We start from the raw sequence: 17,523 nt of genomic DNA on the forward strand, positions 1-17,523 counted from the left end.
CTCCTGCAATAGTAGGAAAGCCGTATTGCTTTACCGCACTAAAAAAGCCATCCGAAAGGGATGGCTATGCTTGCGCTTGTTCTTTTTCCTGTACGTCAGCGCTTTTGCGGCGCATTGGGAAATTCAGCAGCAGGAAACCCGCTACGAAAATTAATGTACCGCCGATAATATAGATCGTAATCGGATCGCGGAAGAACAAATACGCCCACAGCACCGCAAAGAATACCATGCTGTTGCCAACAAGCGCGACGATCATGAACGGCACTTTCTTGATTGCCTCCGCAAACCAGAAGAAACTTAGTCCCGTTATGACGCCAAGCAGGATCAGCGATACCCACGCCCACACTGACACTGGACCGATAAAACCATGCGAGTAGATCGGAACGGGGGCCGCGACAATAATCGTGCTGACGAGAAAAACAGACAGGTTCATGTTCCCATTGTCCATCGTCTTAAGAAGCATGCGCTGGCTTAATACGTGTATGGCGGCGCCGATCCCAGCGAATGTGAACAACAGGGTCGTCAAGCCGCTTCCCTGTGCCAGTTCGTCCAGCGGCGTGCCGTTCCAGCCAACAACGAGAACACCTAATACGCATAACGCTGCTGCAACCCACCCTCGTGGCGCTATGCGTTCCTTGAACAGCCAGCTCGCAGCAAGCAGCAAGACAACGGTCTGGACAGGCTGAACCAGAATGTTGCCATAAGAATATCCGATCTTGAGGGCAATATTCTCGAAGACGTAATTGACCGCTTTGCCTGCCGCGCCGATCCAGATCCATTTCATCCCCAATCGGATTTGCACTTTACCATCGCGGATGAACAAATAAAGGACCAAACATACGACACCAAAGAAAAACCGTGCAAATGAGATGACGGCACTGTCGACCATCGTCGACGCCGTCTTCACTAACACACCGACGAAGCTCCATGCCAGCGTCGCCAGCAGAAGCAGCAAGTAACTCACAGATGTACACCTTCTTCGATTGTTTCATTAACGAACCAAGCTACTGTATTTAAGCTTACTCACTCGAGTTCGTTTAATCAATAAACTTATTTATTTTGTAGAATTACGCAACCGAAATCATTCAAGAGGCATCTCACATAGGGGGGAGGAAGCTTTCTGGATATTGTTCAAGGCTTGAAGAACAAAGATGAAGCCGCGCTGCGGGCATTAATGGAGCTGTATGGCAGCAGGTTGATGCGTACGGCTTACTTATTGGTCAAAGATAAGCAGGTTGCGGAAGAGGCCGTTATGGATACGTTCATACAGGCTTATCACAAGATCAACCAGCTCCAAGATTCCGATCGGCTGGAAAGCTGGCTCCTTCGTATCGTGGTGAATAGATGCCGCAAGAAAATGCGTACTTGGAGTTGGAGTCGCATATTGCCTCTATCCCATGTGGAGCAAATGATCACGGAAGAAGAGCCCGGCCCGGAAGAGCTCCTGATCGACGCGTGGCGTAATGAGAACTTAAGCGAAGCGCTGCTGAGGCTTGATTACAAATATCGCGAGACGATCGTGTTATTTTACTACAACGGATTAAACGTAGCCGAGATTGCGGAGCAAACAAGCAGCAACGAGAATACGGTGAAGGCCAGGCTTGCAAGGGGCAGGGCGAAGCTAAAACTTATGCTGGAGAAACAGGAGGATGGGGATGAGACCAGAGCAGGAACAAGAGCTCATTAGAACAAAGCTGGAGGAAGAGCTTGGGGAGATGCATTTTCTTAAAAGCGCGGAGGTTGTGGCTCGCACCCATCCCCGTTCATTGTGGGCTAAGCTGAGGGCTGTGTGGAATTACGAACTCGAATTGCCGCTTATTTCGATAGGGGCAAGCTTTGCCGTGCTGGTAGCGATTGTGTTCGTTACCCAGCTAGAAGAGAAGGTCGACAAAGCCGAGCCGACAAGGAATTTACCGCGCGCCGAGAGACAACTCGTCGAGGCCGGAGGTAACACCTACTGGAAAGACGATTACGAGAAGGCGGTGGACGATGTTGAAGTTAAAAATCAAAGTTAAGCATCTCTTCGCGCTCATCGTCGCCCTAGGTGCCTCGTTTATCCTGCTTCAGCTACTTGTAATGCCCAAGGTCGAGGTCGTAGTCGCTAAGAAGCATTATGAGCAAGGAACGGCTAATGGTAAAAGCGAACTCCTCCAAGTCATCGATGCCTCATCCGGAGACGATAGGTGGGCACTTATTCAACAATACATGATTGAGAACGGTTCAGACCTAGGCACGACTAGCTACGATGTTATTGTAGGAGTCGAAACGTTCTATTCCAACATGGTAACGTCGTACCCGGATGAACCGCACTGGACAAGTGAAGAGAAGATCAAATACCTGAAGGACTACCTGAACGGAGCTCCCGCCAACGGCTATCTGGTTAGAGCAGCCAAACAGTTAGCCCTGGAATATCTTACGCTAGGCCAGACCAAAAACGCGCTGGGTGCACTGGAGCAGACGGAGCAAAGACTTCCAAGAAATTTATATAATCAGAGTAAAGAGCTAAAGCTGGCGCGTGCGAGAATCTGCGTAAATGCCGATGCATTTGATGCTGCGGAACGCTTGTTAGATGAATTGAGCCTCAGTTCGATTCCAGAAGCATCGTATCTTAGCGATAGCATTGCGAAGCTCAAATCACAGATCGTGGAGCAGCATAATAATAAGGCCTCAAGCGTCTCCGGCACCATCAACAGAAGTGACGGTAAACCGATGGCGGGCATCGGGGTGTTCTTGCGAGACAGCAGAGAGGTCTATCATAGCCTAAGGGAAGATGAACCTTACCTAACAATGACCGACTCGGAGGGCAATTTTTCATTCAAGGGTGTTGTTCCAGGCAGTTATGTCATCTACATCGGCCTGAGTTTCGATCAAATCGACGGTTGGACACGGCCAACCAAGCAAGACACGGAGTGGATCGACATTCGGGGAGAAGAAAATGTGACCCGGAACATTACCTTGCAGCGGTTAATTCAAATACACTCCCCGGTAGACGAGCAAGTCATCACCGGCAAGACAATTAAATTTGAATGGGAGGCCGTCGAAGGGGCCGCTTACTATACCCTAAATGGGACCTTGCCAATCGAGAATGGCTCTGTAGGCAGCATTATTAAAGACCATATCGAGAGCAACTCCATCGAGCTGCCTCTCGAAACACTCTATAACGCCGCAAGCGGCTATTCATATACCAAGATCGGCGATAAGGACGTGCCAGACCCTACCACTGTGCTCGGGTACGCCAATCCTTCCAGCCGGTTCTCCTGGAACGTAGAAGCTTACGATGCCAATGGGAAGCTGTTGACGCGGAGCGACGGCTATCGGTTGAACGAGAAGACCATGGGGCATCTTCCTTTCTTCTATTTGAAGGAGCACACCCTTACCGACGCCGACCAATTACTGCTGGCGGGTCATATGGACGATGCCTTGCTCAAGTACCAAGCAGACTATGAACGGAATGAGCAAGACCCGCATAGTCTTCGGATGATTGTTAAGCTCCTGGGGATTAAAGCCACAGAGAATAAGCAGCCGCTTGGCGCGGATTCAATACCCTACCTAGAGAAGCTGGCAGGCGTTGATGACAATGGGAACACCTTATCTTCCTTAATTGATTACTATGGAAGAATCGGGAACTGGTCCCAAGTCGACCGATATTACGACATGCTCAATGAAGCCCATCAAGGAAAGGTGCCAAGCTACACGCAAGCCCAGTATGGCAGGCTGCTCTTAAAGCAAGGGAAAGTTCAAGAGGGTGAGGAGATGCTTCGACAAGCACAAGAGAACGATCCCTCGAATCGATTCATCGGGGACTATATAGCGAGCGTCATCTATACGTCCGGCAACTTCGATAAAGCTGTAGGGCTCGCCAATCTGTATCCGGAACGCTCCTATTACGGCCAAGACAATCCGGACTGGAGCAAGCTGGTTCATGGGATGTCGGTAGAAAGCCAAGGCCCGAACAAGGAGTCATACTTCTCGAAGCTCCAAGAAGCACTGCAGGGTTGTTTCAGCGGCGATCAAGGACACACGGATGACTGGATTGACGAACCAGCATTTGCATCTATGAAGGCATTCATTACGGCGGTATCAGAGGTCGATTAAGAAGAGGATCTAAACAGTCCGCCATGGCCCTAGGGCTTCATGGCGGCTTGTTTGTTATGCCCTACTTGGCCTTTCTTCAACATATTGACAATTCAATTACAACGGAATTTTGTTCCCCGAAATCGGATCCGAGGAGCATATTCTTAATCCTGACACAGCCTATGGAGAATATAGTATTGCGCCGCAAGCGATTGATATCGAGAAAGTATCTGGGGAAGCTTATTCGTAGAATCCAAACCACACCCAAATCAAATCAATACGTCGAAATCCATCATTGGCTTTCACCCGATCGTATCGTACTACATTATTATAAACTCAAACATCATAAGGACAGCAACCCGGATGTCATTAACTCTTACTATGTCAATTACGACATCACTTCAGGCAAGTCCGTAAAGATCCCTCCCCCAGAGGAACCGGAACATGCATACGGAATGGAGTACACGTTACGTAACGATTGGAAAATCGATATAGAGCAAGACCTTGTTCGAGATAAGGATAATGCGATTATTATATTTAATAAACCAAAGACACCGTCAACGCCCTAAGGGCAATGGCGGTGTCTTCATTTTGCTCCATCTACGCAACAGCCGGGAAACGAATCGCAACCGTCGTGCCACGCCCTACCTCGCTGTTAATGCGTATAGAACCCTGATGTTGATCGACGATCCAGTGCGCGATCGATAGCCCTAAGCCAGCTCCTTGTTCCCCTCTGTCTCTAGCGGAATCTCCTTTGTAGAAACGATTAAATACGAGCGGCAAATCGCGTTCCGGGATTCCCGCTCCGTTATCCTGAACGAATACGAGAACCGATTTCCCCTGTCTGACGCATCCCAGATCGATTTGTCCCTGTTCTTGCGTAAACTTAATGGCATTGTCCAACACAATCATGAACAACTGCATGAGCCGATCCTCGTCTCCGTTAATGAGAAGTTCCCCTTCTCCAACATGGAGCCCTAACCGCAGCTGCTTGTAATCCATTATCGGCGCCATATTGGTCGCAATGCTTTTAATGATGCCGTCAACGCTTACGGGCTTGCATGAGATGACTTCCTCATGTGAATCGCCTCTTGCCAGAAGAAGCAGTCCGCTTACCATGCTGCTCATTCGTTTGGTTTCTTTCAGAACGGATGCGATCGGTACGCTCTCTTCCTCGATCGTATGCTCGGGGTGGCGCAGCAATAGCTGCATTTGCCCTTGAACAACGGACAGCGGACTCCGGAGCTCGTGGGAGGCATCCGCGATAAACTGCTGCTGCTTGTCCCAAGCTTTCCGGATCGGAATGAGCGCCCGCCTAGCCAATGCATAGCCCACGATGACCGATAACAGGGCTCCAATGCCTATTCCAATGCCAATGCACCACAACAACCGGTTCAAATAATACGACTCGGCCGTAATTTCCGTTATGATCTGCAAAGTTTGAATGGGCGAATTCAACTGCTTCTCTATACCCGGCAAGTTGCCCTGATAGGGTCTGCTTACGAACCGGTAAGTCTTTTTGCCGTAATGAATCGACTCGGGGCCCTTGCGGTCCTGTTTGTCCTGCAGTATCGATCCCACTGAGATAAAGGGTTCTTTATAATAAACTTGTCCTATCATGGTATTGTTCGAACCCCAATAATACACTAGAACGAACCGCTCTGGATGCTTCGAATCAATGTTAATGACCTTTTCTCCCGTACTAAGGGAAACTTGTTGCATGTGGTCAATATCGTACACCAGCAGACGGTCAATGTCAGAATAAATCTGATAGCGCGCCAGTCCATATAAGGCTCCCCCCAGCACGACGAACAAGAGAAATACGATCGTGCTGTTCCATATCGTCATTCGTACCAGCGTGCGCTTGAACATACTGAGGTCTGTTCCCCTTTTATTTAATCTCGAACTTCGCTCCGACATCGCCGGCAAAAACAATGGTTCCTCCAGCGGGCAGCTCGATCTGATCCTTGCCCCCAACAACGCTAAAGTAAGTGCATGTTCCCTGCGAATCATAAACAGCGAATGAGGCTTTCGAGGGCATGTTCACCTTAATGGTCTTGCCCCCGTCTTGGTCACTTATCGTAAACCACTGAGCGTATCCGCTCGACGGAATCGTAACAACTGATTTCTTAGTGATGTTCATGGGCTTCACGGCGTCCTCGCTCACGAAGATTCTTCCGCCCATATTCAGATACTCAACGCCTTCCTCCGTAAAAAACGTTAAATCTTGAAGATCCCGCCCATTCATTTCTGAGATTTGCAATTCGGAGACGGCCGTATTGGGGCCTGTTATTCGTTTATCCAACATGTACCCCGGCAATTGTTTCGACATATTCAGCGGAATGGGGGGCAGCATCAAATAAAGGGTCGACGTATACTTTGCATCTAGCAAGTAATACTTCTTACCGTCGCGCTTACTCCATGCATCGCGTATCTCCTTGGGGAGTTCTTGGGGCTGGAGCTTCTCCGCGGAGTACATGGATGATGCTGTCTGCCCAAGGCCCGGCCTCGAAGTGTAAGAACGAGACCAGATGTAGGTGCGGCCATTCTCCCTCGTCACGAAGCTGATCACCATATTCCCGTCCAGACTCCGGAACGTGCCGTCCGCCGAATACTCGTAGGTCTGGGCCGGACTACCCGGCAGCAGCTCCGAAGTGACGGACATATCGCCGCCTTCGGTAATATCGACTTTAATTGTTCCGGTATAGGACCCGTAGATTCCGGAATACTGCTGCACAGACTTCGGCATATCAGCAGCTACCGGCACGCCATACGACTTCTCAGGCTTGAATTCGGCAGTTACGCCTTTCTCCTTCAGCGCCTGAAGCAGAATTTGGTTCGCCATAAGTTGGTCATCGCCACTGTACCCAGAGGACATGATGACAGCTGCTGCCATGTCCTGCTCGGGAAGTACAACGAGCGACGCATGATAGAGAGTCGTGGCTCCTCCTTTGGTCAGCGCCTTGATCCCATATTCACCAAAGGGATACAGACGGACACTGTCCCAGCCGAGGCCGTAATCGAATGTATTATCCGCATCATCGGGCCACAGAGGCGTCTTGTACTCTTCCTTCGCCATCGCCACAACCGATTTGCCGGACAAGACCTCTTCTGCCTCACCCATGAAAGTCTGTGAGAAGCGCACCAAATCTTCCGCCGTGGAATAGATGCCTCCCGCCCCGATTATGTTGACCGTCTCGTTGGGAAGTTGTCCTGTATAAGTAGGATAATAGAGGCCCGCCATCTCGTCTGGATTAGGTGAATCAAGCGGCGTCGCCGTATGGGCCATACCTAGAGGTTTTGTAATATATCGATGAATATAGGTGGTGAAGTTCATCCCGCTGACACGCTCGACCAGAATCTCAGCCAACGTGAATCCATCATTGCAGTACACCGAATAAGCACCAGGGTCCGCTTTCAAGGTCTGTCCCGCCAACTGCTTCAATAGCGAATCGTGGGCGTAAGTATCGTTATCTTCGAATAAATCGGCGTTTCTCCCCGACGTTCCCTTCAATCCGGAAGAATGATTCAGCAGCATGCGCGGCGTAATCTGCTTATAGCGTTCATCCTTCATCGTAAATTCGGGGATGTATTGGATGACTGGCGTATCAAGATCGATTTTCCCTTGGTCGACCAACTGCATGACAGCAACCGTGGTGAATATTTTACTAATCGAACCGATTCCATACATCGTGTCTTTCGTGAGCGGCCGCTGCCCCTTCTCATCATTCTTGCCGAACTGGCCGGACACGACGATGCTGCCATGATCGATAATGGCGTATTGCACACTGTTCGCGCCGTATGATCTCGTGAGGAGCTTGGCCTTTGTCTGTGCATCTTCTCGGGTTAATTCATAAGTAATTGCAGAAGGCCCGTTCATTTTCCCCGCAGCGACTGGTTCGGCCGCCTCGGCCTTATTCGGCTCCGCTGCCGTGCCCTGCATATCTGCCGGTGCGCCGCCGTCATCGCAGGCGGTTAGCAGCAGACATAAAGTCAGTACAACTCCCGCAAACCATTTCAGCCTACTATTCAGAAACATCCGTCTAACTAAGTTCATGAATGGCATCCCCCTTATCTACATATAAAGGGAATATAAGAGGTGAACCTTTGATTTTCCTTAGAGCATCGACTGCAGCTTCAGCTTGTAGCCCAAACCTCTTACGGTTTGGATCAATTGATCCGCAGTCCATGGGGACAGCTTCTTCCGGAGATAATGGATATACAGCTCAACGATGCCGATTCCCGCTTCCGAATCGAGTCCCCAGATCCGATTATAGATTTGTTCCTTCGTTACGATCTGCTCTTTGTTCATAAGCAAGTATTCAAGCAGCTCAAATTCCTTTTCGGTTAGAATCAACTCTTCCCCTGCGATCGTCGCTGCACGGTTTCTGACTTGAATGGCGATCGGTCCATAGCTGACCTGCTCTTCCTGATTCATCTTGCCATGGCGGCGCAGCAGTACTTTGACTCTGACGATCAGCTCAGCGATTTCGAACGGCTTCACCACATAATCGTCTGCTCCGATCGTCAGCCCCTTCACCCGATCGTTCAATCCATCTCGCGCCGTAAGACAAAGGATCGGCGTATCTACCTTCCACCTTCTGGCCTCTTGGATAATCTTAAATCCGTCTACATGGGGCAGCATGATATCCAGAATAATCAGATCAAACTCACCGTACAGCGCATGATGCAAACCCTCTTCCCCGTTGTGACACTCCGTAACCTCGTACCCTTCATCCCGCATAACCCTAGCAATCGTATACGCTATCGCTAGGTCATCCTCTACGATCAGCAGCTTCATAGATTCCTCCATGATGAACAAATATGAGGATAGGTTAACATATTAAGGTGGATTTTTGATTCATTCGTGTCAAAATAAAGAAGGTACCCTTGATAGGTACCCCCTAGCTAACAGAGAACATATGCAGAACTCAATCGTTCGCCTTGAACGATTCCTCCGAAAATTCAAATTGCCAAGGTCCTCTAATAATTACACTTGGTCTATCTAGCTTTAGACTCATCTGCTTGGTGCCCGGCTTCACTTCGAATTCAATGTATTCAATTGCCCCGGTTCTTTCATTTAATTTAGCGCTGTTGCTTAATCCTGCAATATCGAGGTTGTATAGGGAAGCAGCGGCTTGATCATCATAATGGAAATCCAGGTATACTCTAAGAATGCCTTCCTTTACTTTCTCAATCTTGGTAATCGTCACTGGGAACCCCGCAACTTCGAAGGTCTGGTTCACGTTATCCTGGGCTTCGGTGGGAATCTTGATTGTGACTTCATCCTTATACGTGACGCTGATCTCAGGCAAGGTTAAGGTATAACGGGCTTGTGCATCCCCCGACAGTTTAAAATAAAACTCGCTTGCAGGAGCGCTGACCCCTCGAATATATTCAATCTCCATCTTCCGGCCCTCGGCGTCCATTACATTCAGTTTCTGGCTCTCATCATGTTGATAAACGCCAAAAATCCCGTAATCGCTAATGTAAAAATCCTCAGCATGAGCAGCAACCAACGATACTCTCGCCTTGTCACCGACCCTGTCAGGAATTGCAGTTATGGAAACGCCGTTAATGGCAGCCGTCTCGCCCATTTCCGGATAACTGGAGAAGGTTTCAGCCCTCTCGAGCGTTATAGGAACCTCAACTAGAGGATCTAAGGGTAGAATCAGCTTCATGTTGCCGACCGCGTCCAACTTCCCTTTATACCAAAATCCTGAAGTCCACTCTCCCGAACTCCACGAGGCCATGGAACCGTTGATACTGTATTCGTTTCCCTGTTCATCGACTAGAATAACCTGCGCGGGTCTTGGCACATCATTGCCTGCCATCGTAATATAAGTCATCTCATCATCCGACATGATCCCTGTAATGATAATGGACCCTTCATTTACGCTCAGCGTAATCGGCTTCTTCAAGACGTACCGTTCCGATGCCGAATCTTCTTTGACAATTCCTATGCCAGGGACGAATTGCAGCGCTTTTTGTAGAGCAGCCCACACCTTATCGTGGTTGATGAGAGTCGCGGATAGCAAGAATAATGCTAGCGCCGCAGCAACCATGCCTATGCTTCTCTTCACTCGTTTGCTCTTCTGACGACGATTTTCTTGCTGCTTCATAATCGCTAACTCTATTCCTAGTTGGCTTCTGTGACGAAGAGCAGGAGGAATTGGGATGGTCTCTATCTGCTGTTTAACATTATTGTGCTCCATAGACTTCTTCCCCCTCTACCCGCTTGCGCAGTTTCTTCAATGCACGGTACAACAACGTTTTGCCTGTTCCGAGCGGAATATTCATGATCTCTGTTGCTTCCCTGATCGTGAAATCATGGTAGAACCTCAACAGGATCACATGCTTTTCATCCAGATCAAGCGATTCGATCAAATCCTTCAGCGATATTGTGAGCGAAATATCGTTGTCGTCGACTGCGAGGATGGAATCGTAGTATTCGGGTTTCATTTGAACTTCTTTTTTACGTTTGCGGAGTTGGTCGATCGAACAGCTAATGGCTATTTTGACTAGCCAGGTTTTGAAGTATTGCGGCTCTTTTACCTTGGCAATCGATCTGAATGAGCGATAGGCCGTTTCTTGGACCGCATCCAGCGCATCCTCTGAATTCCCCAAGTACACGTACGCCATCCGGTACAAATCTTCCTCGTACATTTGAAATAGCTCCATATAAGCCGTTCCATCGCCTTTTTGCGCTCTTCTCACTAAATCGATAATGCTCATCACCTGCTTCATGTTCACCTTTTACCCATTAGACGCACTCCGCCGGATTTTAGCTTTAAATATAACAATAAAGAGCCACAAAGGTCATTCACCTCTGAATAGAGACAGTAACGCGCCTGTTTGTCCATGACAATGATTGCTTACAAAATGCAATACATTGTTTACATTTCGAAACACATAAGATACAATCATTCCCAACCGATAACTAGAAAGGATCTCTCCTATGCTTGTTAACAATGTTCGTGAACTAAGAGCGCGCTTCAGATGGTCGCAGCAGGATCTAGCGGATGCCATTGACGCCACTCGCCAGACAGTAGGGTTAATCGAGAAAGGAGATTACTCCCCTTCGATTACGCTTGCGCTCCGAATTGCCGCGGCTTTCAAGCTGCCCGTCGAGGAAGTTTTCTATTTGAAAGAGGAGGATGAATAGGATGTTGTCACGGATTATGCGTTCGCCATTCATTTCGACTACACTGTTCCTCGCGACGCTGGGGGATATCTATCTGCTTATGAAAGTTATTGAGGCAGGTGAACCTTATCGATTGAGTACGATGCAGCAAATTTATAACTACTGCTTGATTGCCCTTCTAGTCCTATGGGCGACGCTTGTAAGCATTCATAATCGGAAGAATCCGAAGGACCGCATTAGTCCCTGGGGCATAGTTCCGTCTGAGCTTCGGGAAGTGGATGAAGGGCAGCAATGGATTACGTTCAAAGCTTGCCGTAACGTCTATATCTACTACAGCTACAGTTTACCGTTAGCCGCGCTGGCAGCCATCTTATTTATTCCATCCAGTTATTTCTCTGCTGTCATTATTTTCGGATTGTTGGGATTGGGCCAATATCTCGTTTATAGTTTGACCAATTGGAAGTATAGCCGCGTCTGATTCTATTAGAACGGGTAGGTGACGGTCCATGGTGGAATGGGGAAGTCAAATTGACGCCGCCGGTTGGCAATATGTCGTTTTGTTTGTTCTTGCTGCGCTCCCTTGGCTTGATGTATTTCTAGTCGTGCCTCTAGGCATTGCGTGGGGCTTAGCTCCGATTGGAGTAGGCATCATCGGATTCATCGGTAATCTGTTGACGGTTATCCTGTTATGCATCTTCTCACGGCAATTTGCAGCATGGCGGGAAAGACGCAGAGTGGCCAAAGGCAAAGAACGGGGCTCATTATCCAAGAGAGAAGAACGGGCCAAGAAACTGTGGGAACGATACGGTCTCCCCGCGTTGGCTCTTCTAGCCCCCGTCGCCGTGGGCACTGACATAGCTGCTGCTATAGCGCTAGTCCTTGGTTCCACACCGAAACGCGTCTTCGGCTGGATGGCAGTAAGTCTTGCAGTGTGGAGTACAGTGATGGCAGTAGGTGCGGTGTATGGTTTTGGTTATATGAATTGGATTAGATCCTAGTAGGTGACAGTTCAACGCCATTATTATTCATAATTCAAGCGCGTATTTATGCCGAGGGGAGACCGAACGCCTATGAATTTAGCCGTCAAGTTGATGAACAAATACAAAGAGTACGAAAATCAGGATATGCAGCATATGCTGCAAGGCTATCGAGACAAGGCGGCGCTTATCAAGCAACGGAACTTGGAATTATGGGACGATCAGCAGCTGCAGTCAGAATCCCTGCGGTTGCGACAGGAAGCACGGATTGGTACGCCCTTGGATGAGCTGCTTGTTGATGCCTATGCGCTGGTCTGCGAGGCAGCGAAGAGAACGCTCGGATTGCAGCCTTACGATGTTCAGATCATGGCTGCTATCGCCCTACATGAGAGGATGTTAATCGAGCAGCATACCGGCGAAGGAAAAACACTCTCTGCTGTTATGCCTGCTTATCTTAACGCGCTGACCGGCAAAGGCGTTCATGTGTTGACCTTTAACGATTACTTGGCACATCGAGACGCGGAATGGATGGGACCGATCTATCGATTCCTCGGGTTAACGGTCAACTCGGTTCAATCGGGCATGAGTCTGTCCGGCAAAAGGGAAGCATACGCCGCGGATATCACTTACGTTACAGCCAAAGAGGCGGGGTTCGATTTTTTGCGCGACACCATTGCGTTGGACGAAGCCGATACCGTACATCGCCCCTTCCACTACGTCATCGTCGACGAAGCCGATTCCCTGCTTCTCGATGAAGCGAGGGTGCCGCTCGTCATCTCTGGCGAGTCCAGCCTCTCCAGCAACGACGGCAATCGTTACGCGGAAATCGCTCGGCAGCTCAGACAAGTCAAGCATTATGACTACGACGAGTCCCAGCGGAACGTATATTTGAATGAAGCAGGGGCTGCAAAGGTGGAGGAGCTGCTGGAATGCGGTAATTTGTACGATAGCGATAATAGTCAGCTATTATCGTTAATCAATTGCGCGCTCCATGTGGAGGTGTTATTGACCCGGGACATTGATTACATCGTTCGAGACGGCAAAATCGAGCTGATCGAAGAATATACCGGTCGAGTGGCGGAGAATCGGTATTTGCCCGACGGGCTGCAAAGCGCGCTTGTGGCCAAAGAAGGACTGCAATCGACAGCCGGCGGCAGAATTCTCGGAACGATCACCCTTCAGCACTTCCTTAGCCTGTATCCGAAAATGTGCGGAATGACGGCTACCGCGTACGTGTCCGCTATGGAATTCGAAAGTATTTATAATCTTCAGGTCGTGCAGATTCCGCCGAACCGACCCAACATTCGAATGGACCATCCGTACCGGATTTATACCCATAAGGAAGCCAAGCTTAAGGCGCTTGTGCAAGAAATCTCGTCCGTTCATGCTACGGGGCGTCCGATCCTCATAGGCACATCAAGCGTTGAGGAGTCTGACAAGCTGGCGAAGATGCTGGCGGTTGCCAACGTTCCTTGCCATGTGCTGAATGCGAAGAACGATGCGGAAGAAGCCGGGATCATCGCCAAGGCAGGAGAAGTCGGCGCCGTGACGGTGTCTACGAATATGGCGGGACGCGGCGTCGACATTCGGCTCGGCGGCGGCAACCCCATGCAAGCAGAGATGGTCGCCAAGCTGGGCGGGCTGTATGTGATTGGTACGCAGGTGAATGAAAGCATGCGGATCGACGACCAGCTGCGCGGGCGTTCAGGCCGTCAAGGCGACCCCGGAGCCTCCGTATTCTACATCAGCTTGGAGGACGAGTTGATTCTTCGGTTCGGCACCAGCAGAGCTTTCCGTGTTCCTAAGCAGGATGAACCGCTCGAAGGACCTGTCCTCCCCGGCAAAATCGCGCATATTCAGCGCGTCATGATAGGCCAGAACCACCATATCCGTACCGAACTGAACCATTATTCGGATATGGTGGAGGATCAGAGGCGACTCCTGTACGAAGAACGGCTCAAAATTTTGACAGGCGAGACGCCAATGAGTCCTTCGGAGCAGCGGGTTCGGCTTTTTTATATCGACGAGTTCTGGGCTGACCATCTGGCATACATCTCATACATTCGCGAAGGCATCCACCTGGAGAGCCTCGCCAGCCGCAATCCGATCGCAGAATTTCATGATCAGATCACGGAAGCATACGAGCAAATTCCAGCGAAGATAGACCGCGCATCGGAGAACATGCTCGCCAAGCTCGAAGGCTCGAATGACCCGGCGAAGTGGGAAGAGTTCGGGCTTAAGAGCCCAACTTCCACACGAACCTATATCATCAACGATCAGTACATCGAGAGGACCCGCAGCTCATGGACCCCAATGACGGTGGCGGCTTATTATCTTCGTAAAATTCTGAGACCGGTGTTTAAGTGGTCGGAATTTGACTCCTAACCATATAAAAATACATCGCCAGGGCATACGATCACCTCGGCGATGTTTTTTTTCGACTCTTTCCCATCTCAACAATTTATTAATACAAACGATTACAAACAAAACAGCCCCGTCACATGAAGACCAAGGCCGCTTAACCGACTTTTAATACAGGCTGTCTACATAACGAGATATCTACTATCAATCTCTCCCTAGAGATTTACGCTTCCAATCTATAGCATTCAACTCATTAATAAATTGTTGCCCCTTATCTTTGTCAATCATCATCATATAATTAGCCAGTCCATAATAATGCTCTTTAACATGCGATTTACGGTTGAGCCCTTTTTTATCTAAGTGAGATTCCAACCCGTATTTTCTAATATAGTAAATTTCCTGTCTCAGTGATTTATAAATAACTTTAGGGACTGATAATTTTTCATTTACAACTACACCCGTTACTTGTTGCCTATTGCTCTTATAAATCAGATTCATTTTGTTCTCATTATTCTTAAATCCCTCTTCTTCAAGAATTCTTTGAACGAACGAAATCGTTTTCTTAATCTTCCTTCCTCCTGAAATCGTAATATCATCCGCATATCGTGAATACTGCAGCCCTCTTGTTCGGCATAATAATTCCAACCGTCGGTCTAACTTCCTGCAAACTAAATTCGATATATACGGACTGGTCGGCGACCCCTGAGGCAATTCATTATTGTATGTACAAAAGTTAGTTAAAGTCATAGCAACGCTTGATGAGTAACCTAAAGATTTGAATAATCCAAAGACTCTGCTATTCGATATCGTTGGGAAAAAATTTTTAATGTCCATTTTTAACACATATTCTTGATTCATATGATAACCAGCATTAGAAACAGTTGATTTTCCTTTTACAAACCCAATTGCATGCTCATTGATTTTAACTTTATACAATATATTATCAAGTATCCATCGTTGAACGTATTTTAAATCTAGCGATGGAATACATAACGTTCTGGTTCCCGAACCATTATTTTTAGGAATTTCTCTAGTTCTATACTGCATTTCTTTTGAATAATACAGTCTCTTAAAGTCAGTATCCGTTAACTTCAATAGTCTTCGTAGGTGCTGGGAATCAAAAATTATTGGAACACCGTTTTCCTGTAGAATATGGGCATAAGATAATGTGGATTCGATTTCTTCATTTGGCACGTTCCGCTCAATCAATTTAGATCTTAAAACATCTAAATCCACACTACCCCATCCCTTCCCTAATTATTAAGTAAAGTATAAATTACTGAACGCCATTGACTCTTACATAAATTCGGATTTTCAACCATTGCTTACTCGGCAGACGACTCGTCTTCCTTCGACCCTAATTTACTGCATCGAACCGGTATATATTCGTCCTCAAAAGATAGGCTATCCTGCCCAGCTGCTAAAGACTTAGGGGTAGTTAAATCCGAAAAAGTGCATGCACTTAGCCCTAACTCTCTTAAAATATCTGCACCGATTGAAGACAAATTATCCAGGGAATCGATCCACTCTTTACTTAATAATTGACTGCGGTGTTCCAATAATTGTGCTTCATTATATCCTAAAATTCTTCTTATTTCAAAATCCTCTTTATCGCTTGGGAACTCATTTAAATATAATAGATATAGAATTTCTTTTATATCATATTTCTTTGATAATTGCTCTGGTATTAGTAGTGACAGATTATAACGTATTGCTTCTTTTATCTCCTCAATTTTTCTATCCCCAAAAAAGTCCAATATTTTGTTTTTTCTTTGAAACAGCGCATGCCATTCTTCATTCTCATTCCACCAGTAACTACTAATCGTATTGTTAGGACAATTTCTATAGAACGTTACTAGTACTTCAGATTCCTTATATCCTAGCGGATGTTTGCTTTCCAATACCTCTTGTTCGAATTTCAAGAGAATGTCTCTTTCCGTCTTAAGCTCGCTATTTTTTTCAAAAAAACCATTGCTCTCTTCCTCAAAAAATAATTTAGCATTCCTATAGCCATATTGATCAAATGATTTATTTATAATGTCTTTTGCCCTTGATGTTATATGAATTACATATACAATAACTTGCTTTTCTTTAACCATTTCTGCAGCCACTTTTAGAAAACTCTTGATTGTATCCCCAGTACCTGAAAAATCATCTATAAAAACAACTGAATCTATATATTTTAATTTACTGTATATTCTTTTATTTTCTTTTACATGTTCCGCAGCTTTCTTCTCGTTGGCATAATTCAAAATCTCTTTTTTATAAAATTTATTATAAACATCTAAATGTAAAGAGCTTAAGTTTATAGCTTGATCATTGGATAAATCGTTGACCTCAAGGAATTTTTGCAAATAAAAGTATGAACTATTCATCCTAGTAACATCTTTTTCACTTGAGATAGGACAATATATTGTATTCGTTGATTTGATCCTGGGAAGCAGATACTTATAGAAATTCGTAAAGATCTTCTCTATGTATGACCTCGAATAATAGTGATAATCGCTTAGCATCTTCAACAAAATATCACTGACATCTTTTGTTTGTTGAATTTTATTTTGCCCTAAAAAATGTTCTACTTTTTGTTTGAAATCCCTTACATAATCTTCTTCCGAATCAAACACATCATTTTTTCTAAGGAACTGATCTATTGTTGCATGAAGATCTGTAGTCAAATAAATCCCTCTTTCGTTATTTCTATTTCGAGGAGATGAATAATAGTAAAAATATGTTTCATTATGAGAATATCAAAATGTTAACCTAAATTCTAATTAACATCAAAAAGGAGCAAATCAAAAGTAGAATATCTTTCGACTCACGCCATTTGGTTTCTGTATAACCATACTAGGGCTGCAAAACCTAATCTTAGTCCTATGGTAGGAATAGGTAAGCGGATTTGGAAAGATGATGAGAATAATCTATTCCGGTTCTATGCAGTTCGGAGCCAAACCCTTTATATATTCGTAG

At 46.8% G+C, this 17,523-nt stretch carries 15 protein-coding genes; 7 read left to right on the forward strand and 8 right to left on the reverse strand.

The window, feature by feature from the left end:
* Window positions 1-64: 64 nt before the first annotated feature.
* Window positions 65-964 carry a DMT family transporter gene (locus tag H8B09_RS25090; RefSeq protein WP_191206331.1) on the reverse strand — a complete coding sequence of 300 codons (900 nt, stop codon included), beginning with the start codon at window positions 962-964 and terminating at the stop codon, window positions 65-67.
* 174 nt (window positions 965-1,138) lie between these two features.
* On the opposite strand from H8B09_RS25090, the gene H8B09_RS25095 reads away from it, so the two are divergent.
* The 3 genes from H8B09_RS25095 to H8B09_RS25105 are packed head-to-tail and all read left to right on the forward strand — an operon-like array spanning window position 1,139 to window position 4,095.
* Complete coding sequence (locus H8B09_RS25095) at window positions 1,139-1,687, forward strand: sigma-70 family RNA polymerase sigma factor (protein ID WP_224753976.1); 549 nt, start codon at window positions 1,139-1,141, stop codon at window positions 1,685-1,687.
* A complete protein-coding gene (locus tag H8B09_RS25100) occupies window positions 1,656-2,015 on the forward strand; it encodes a hypothetical protein (protein ID WP_191206332.1) in 360 nt (119 codons plus the stop codon). The genes H8B09_RS25095 and H8B09_RS25100 overlap by 32 nt, the downstream gene beginning before the upstream one ends.
* Window positions 1,990-4,095 (forward strand): carboxypeptidase regulatory-like domain-containing protein, encoded by a 2,106-nt coding sequence (locus tag H8B09_RS25105; RefSeq protein WP_191206333.1) that lies wholly within the window; start codon window positions 1,990-1,992, stop codon window positions 4,093-4,095. Before H8B09_RS25100 ends, H8B09_RS25105 begins: the two co-directional genes overlap by 26 nt.
* Before the next feature lie 579 nt (window positions 4,096-4,674).
* Here the strand turns inward: H8B09_RS25105 and H8B09_RS25115 are convergent.
* The 5 genes from H8B09_RS25115 to H8B09_RS25135 form a co-directional block, all read right to left on the reverse strand.
* Window positions 4,675-5,946, reverse strand: coding sequence for a sensor histidine kinase (locus H8B09_RS25115; protein ID WP_191206335.1), 1,272 nt, complete (start codon window positions 5,944-5,946; stop codon window positions 4,675-4,677).
* 19 nt (window positions 5,947-5,965) lie between these two features.
* On the reverse strand, window positions 5,966-8,017 hold the full coding sequence (locus H8B09_RS25120) for a serine hydrolase domain-containing protein (protein ID WP_191206429.1): 2,052 nt from the start codon (window positions 8,015-8,017) through the stop codon (window positions 5,966-5,968).
* 174 nt (window positions 8,018-8,191) lie between these two features.
* Entirely contained in the window at window positions 8,192-8,875 is a 684-nt protein-coding gene (locus H8B09_RS25125) for a response regulator transcription factor (protein WP_191206336.1), read from the reverse strand.
* Between the two features lie 130 nt (window positions 8,876-9,005).
* Window positions 9,006-10,289 carry a hypothetical protein gene (locus H8B09_RS25130; protein WP_191206337.1) on the reverse strand — a complete coding sequence of 428 codons (1,284 nt, stop codon included), beginning with the start codon at window positions 10,287-10,289 and terminating at the stop codon, window positions 9,006-9,008.
* Window positions 10,276-10,821, reverse strand: coding sequence for a sigma-70 family RNA polymerase sigma factor (locus tag H8B09_RS25135; RefSeq protein ID WP_224753978.1), 546 nt, complete (start codon window positions 10,819-10,821; stop codon window positions 10,276-10,278). Before H8B09_RS25135 ends, H8B09_RS25130 begins: the two co-directional genes overlap by 14 nt.
* Before the next feature lie 211 nt (window positions 10,822-11,032).
* On the opposite strand from H8B09_RS25135, the gene H8B09_RS25140 reads away from it, so the two are divergent.
* The 4 genes from H8B09_RS25140 to H8B09_RS25155 all read left to right on the forward strand — a co-directional run bounded on the left by H8B09_RS25140 (window position 11,033) and on the right by H8B09_RS25155 (window position 14,580).
* A complete protein-coding gene (locus tag H8B09_RS25140; RefSeq protein ID WP_191206338.1) occupies window positions 11,033-11,239 on the forward strand; it encodes a helix-turn-helix transcriptional regulator in 207 nt (68 codons plus the stop codon).
* Window position 11,240: 1 nt separating this feature from the next.
* The gene (locus tag H8B09_RS25145) at window positions 11,241-11,696 is read left to right on the forward strand and encodes a hypothetical protein (RefSeq protein ID WP_191206339.1); all 456 of its coding nucleotides are present in this window, start codon (window positions 11,241-11,243) and stop codon (window positions 11,694-11,696) included.
* A 28-nt stretch (window positions 11,697-11,724) separates the two neighbouring features.
* A complete protein-coding gene (locus H8B09_RS25150; RefSeq protein WP_191206340.1) occupies window positions 11,725-12,216 on the forward strand; it encodes a small multi-drug export protein in 492 nt (163 codons plus the stop codon).
* Window positions 12,217-12,288: 72 nt separating this feature from the next.
* On the forward strand, window positions 12,289-14,580 hold the full coding sequence (locus H8B09_RS25155) for a preprotein translocase subunit SecA (protein ID WP_191206341.1): 2,292 nt from the start codon (window positions 12,289-12,291) through the stop codon (window positions 14,578-14,580).
* A 180-nt stretch (window positions 14,581-14,760) separates the two neighbouring features.
* On the opposite strand, the gene H8B09_RS25160 is transcribed toward H8B09_RS25155, so the two are convergent.
* Both H8B09_RS25160 and H8B09_RS25165 read right to left on the reverse strand, forming a co-directional pair.
* Complete coding sequence (locus tag H8B09_RS25160) at window positions 14,761-15,792, reverse strand: retron St85 family RNA-directed DNA polymerase (protein ID WP_191206342.1); 1,032 nt, start codon at window positions 15,790-15,792, stop codon at window positions 14,761-14,763.
* A gap of 89 nt (window positions 15,793-15,881) precedes the next feature.
* Window positions 15,882-17,231, reverse strand: coding sequence for a phosphoribosyltransferase-like protein (locus H8B09_RS25165; protein WP_191206343.1), 1,350 nt, complete (start codon window positions 17,229-17,231; stop codon window positions 15,882-15,884).
* Between the last annotated feature and the right edge of the window lie 292 nt (window positions 17,232-17,523).

This window comes from Paenibacillus terricola (genome assembly GCF_014779765.1).
GTDB classification, from domain to species: domain Bacteria; phylum Bacillota; class Bacilli; order Paenibacillales; family Paenibacillaceae; genus Paenibacillus_T; species Paenibacillus_T terricola.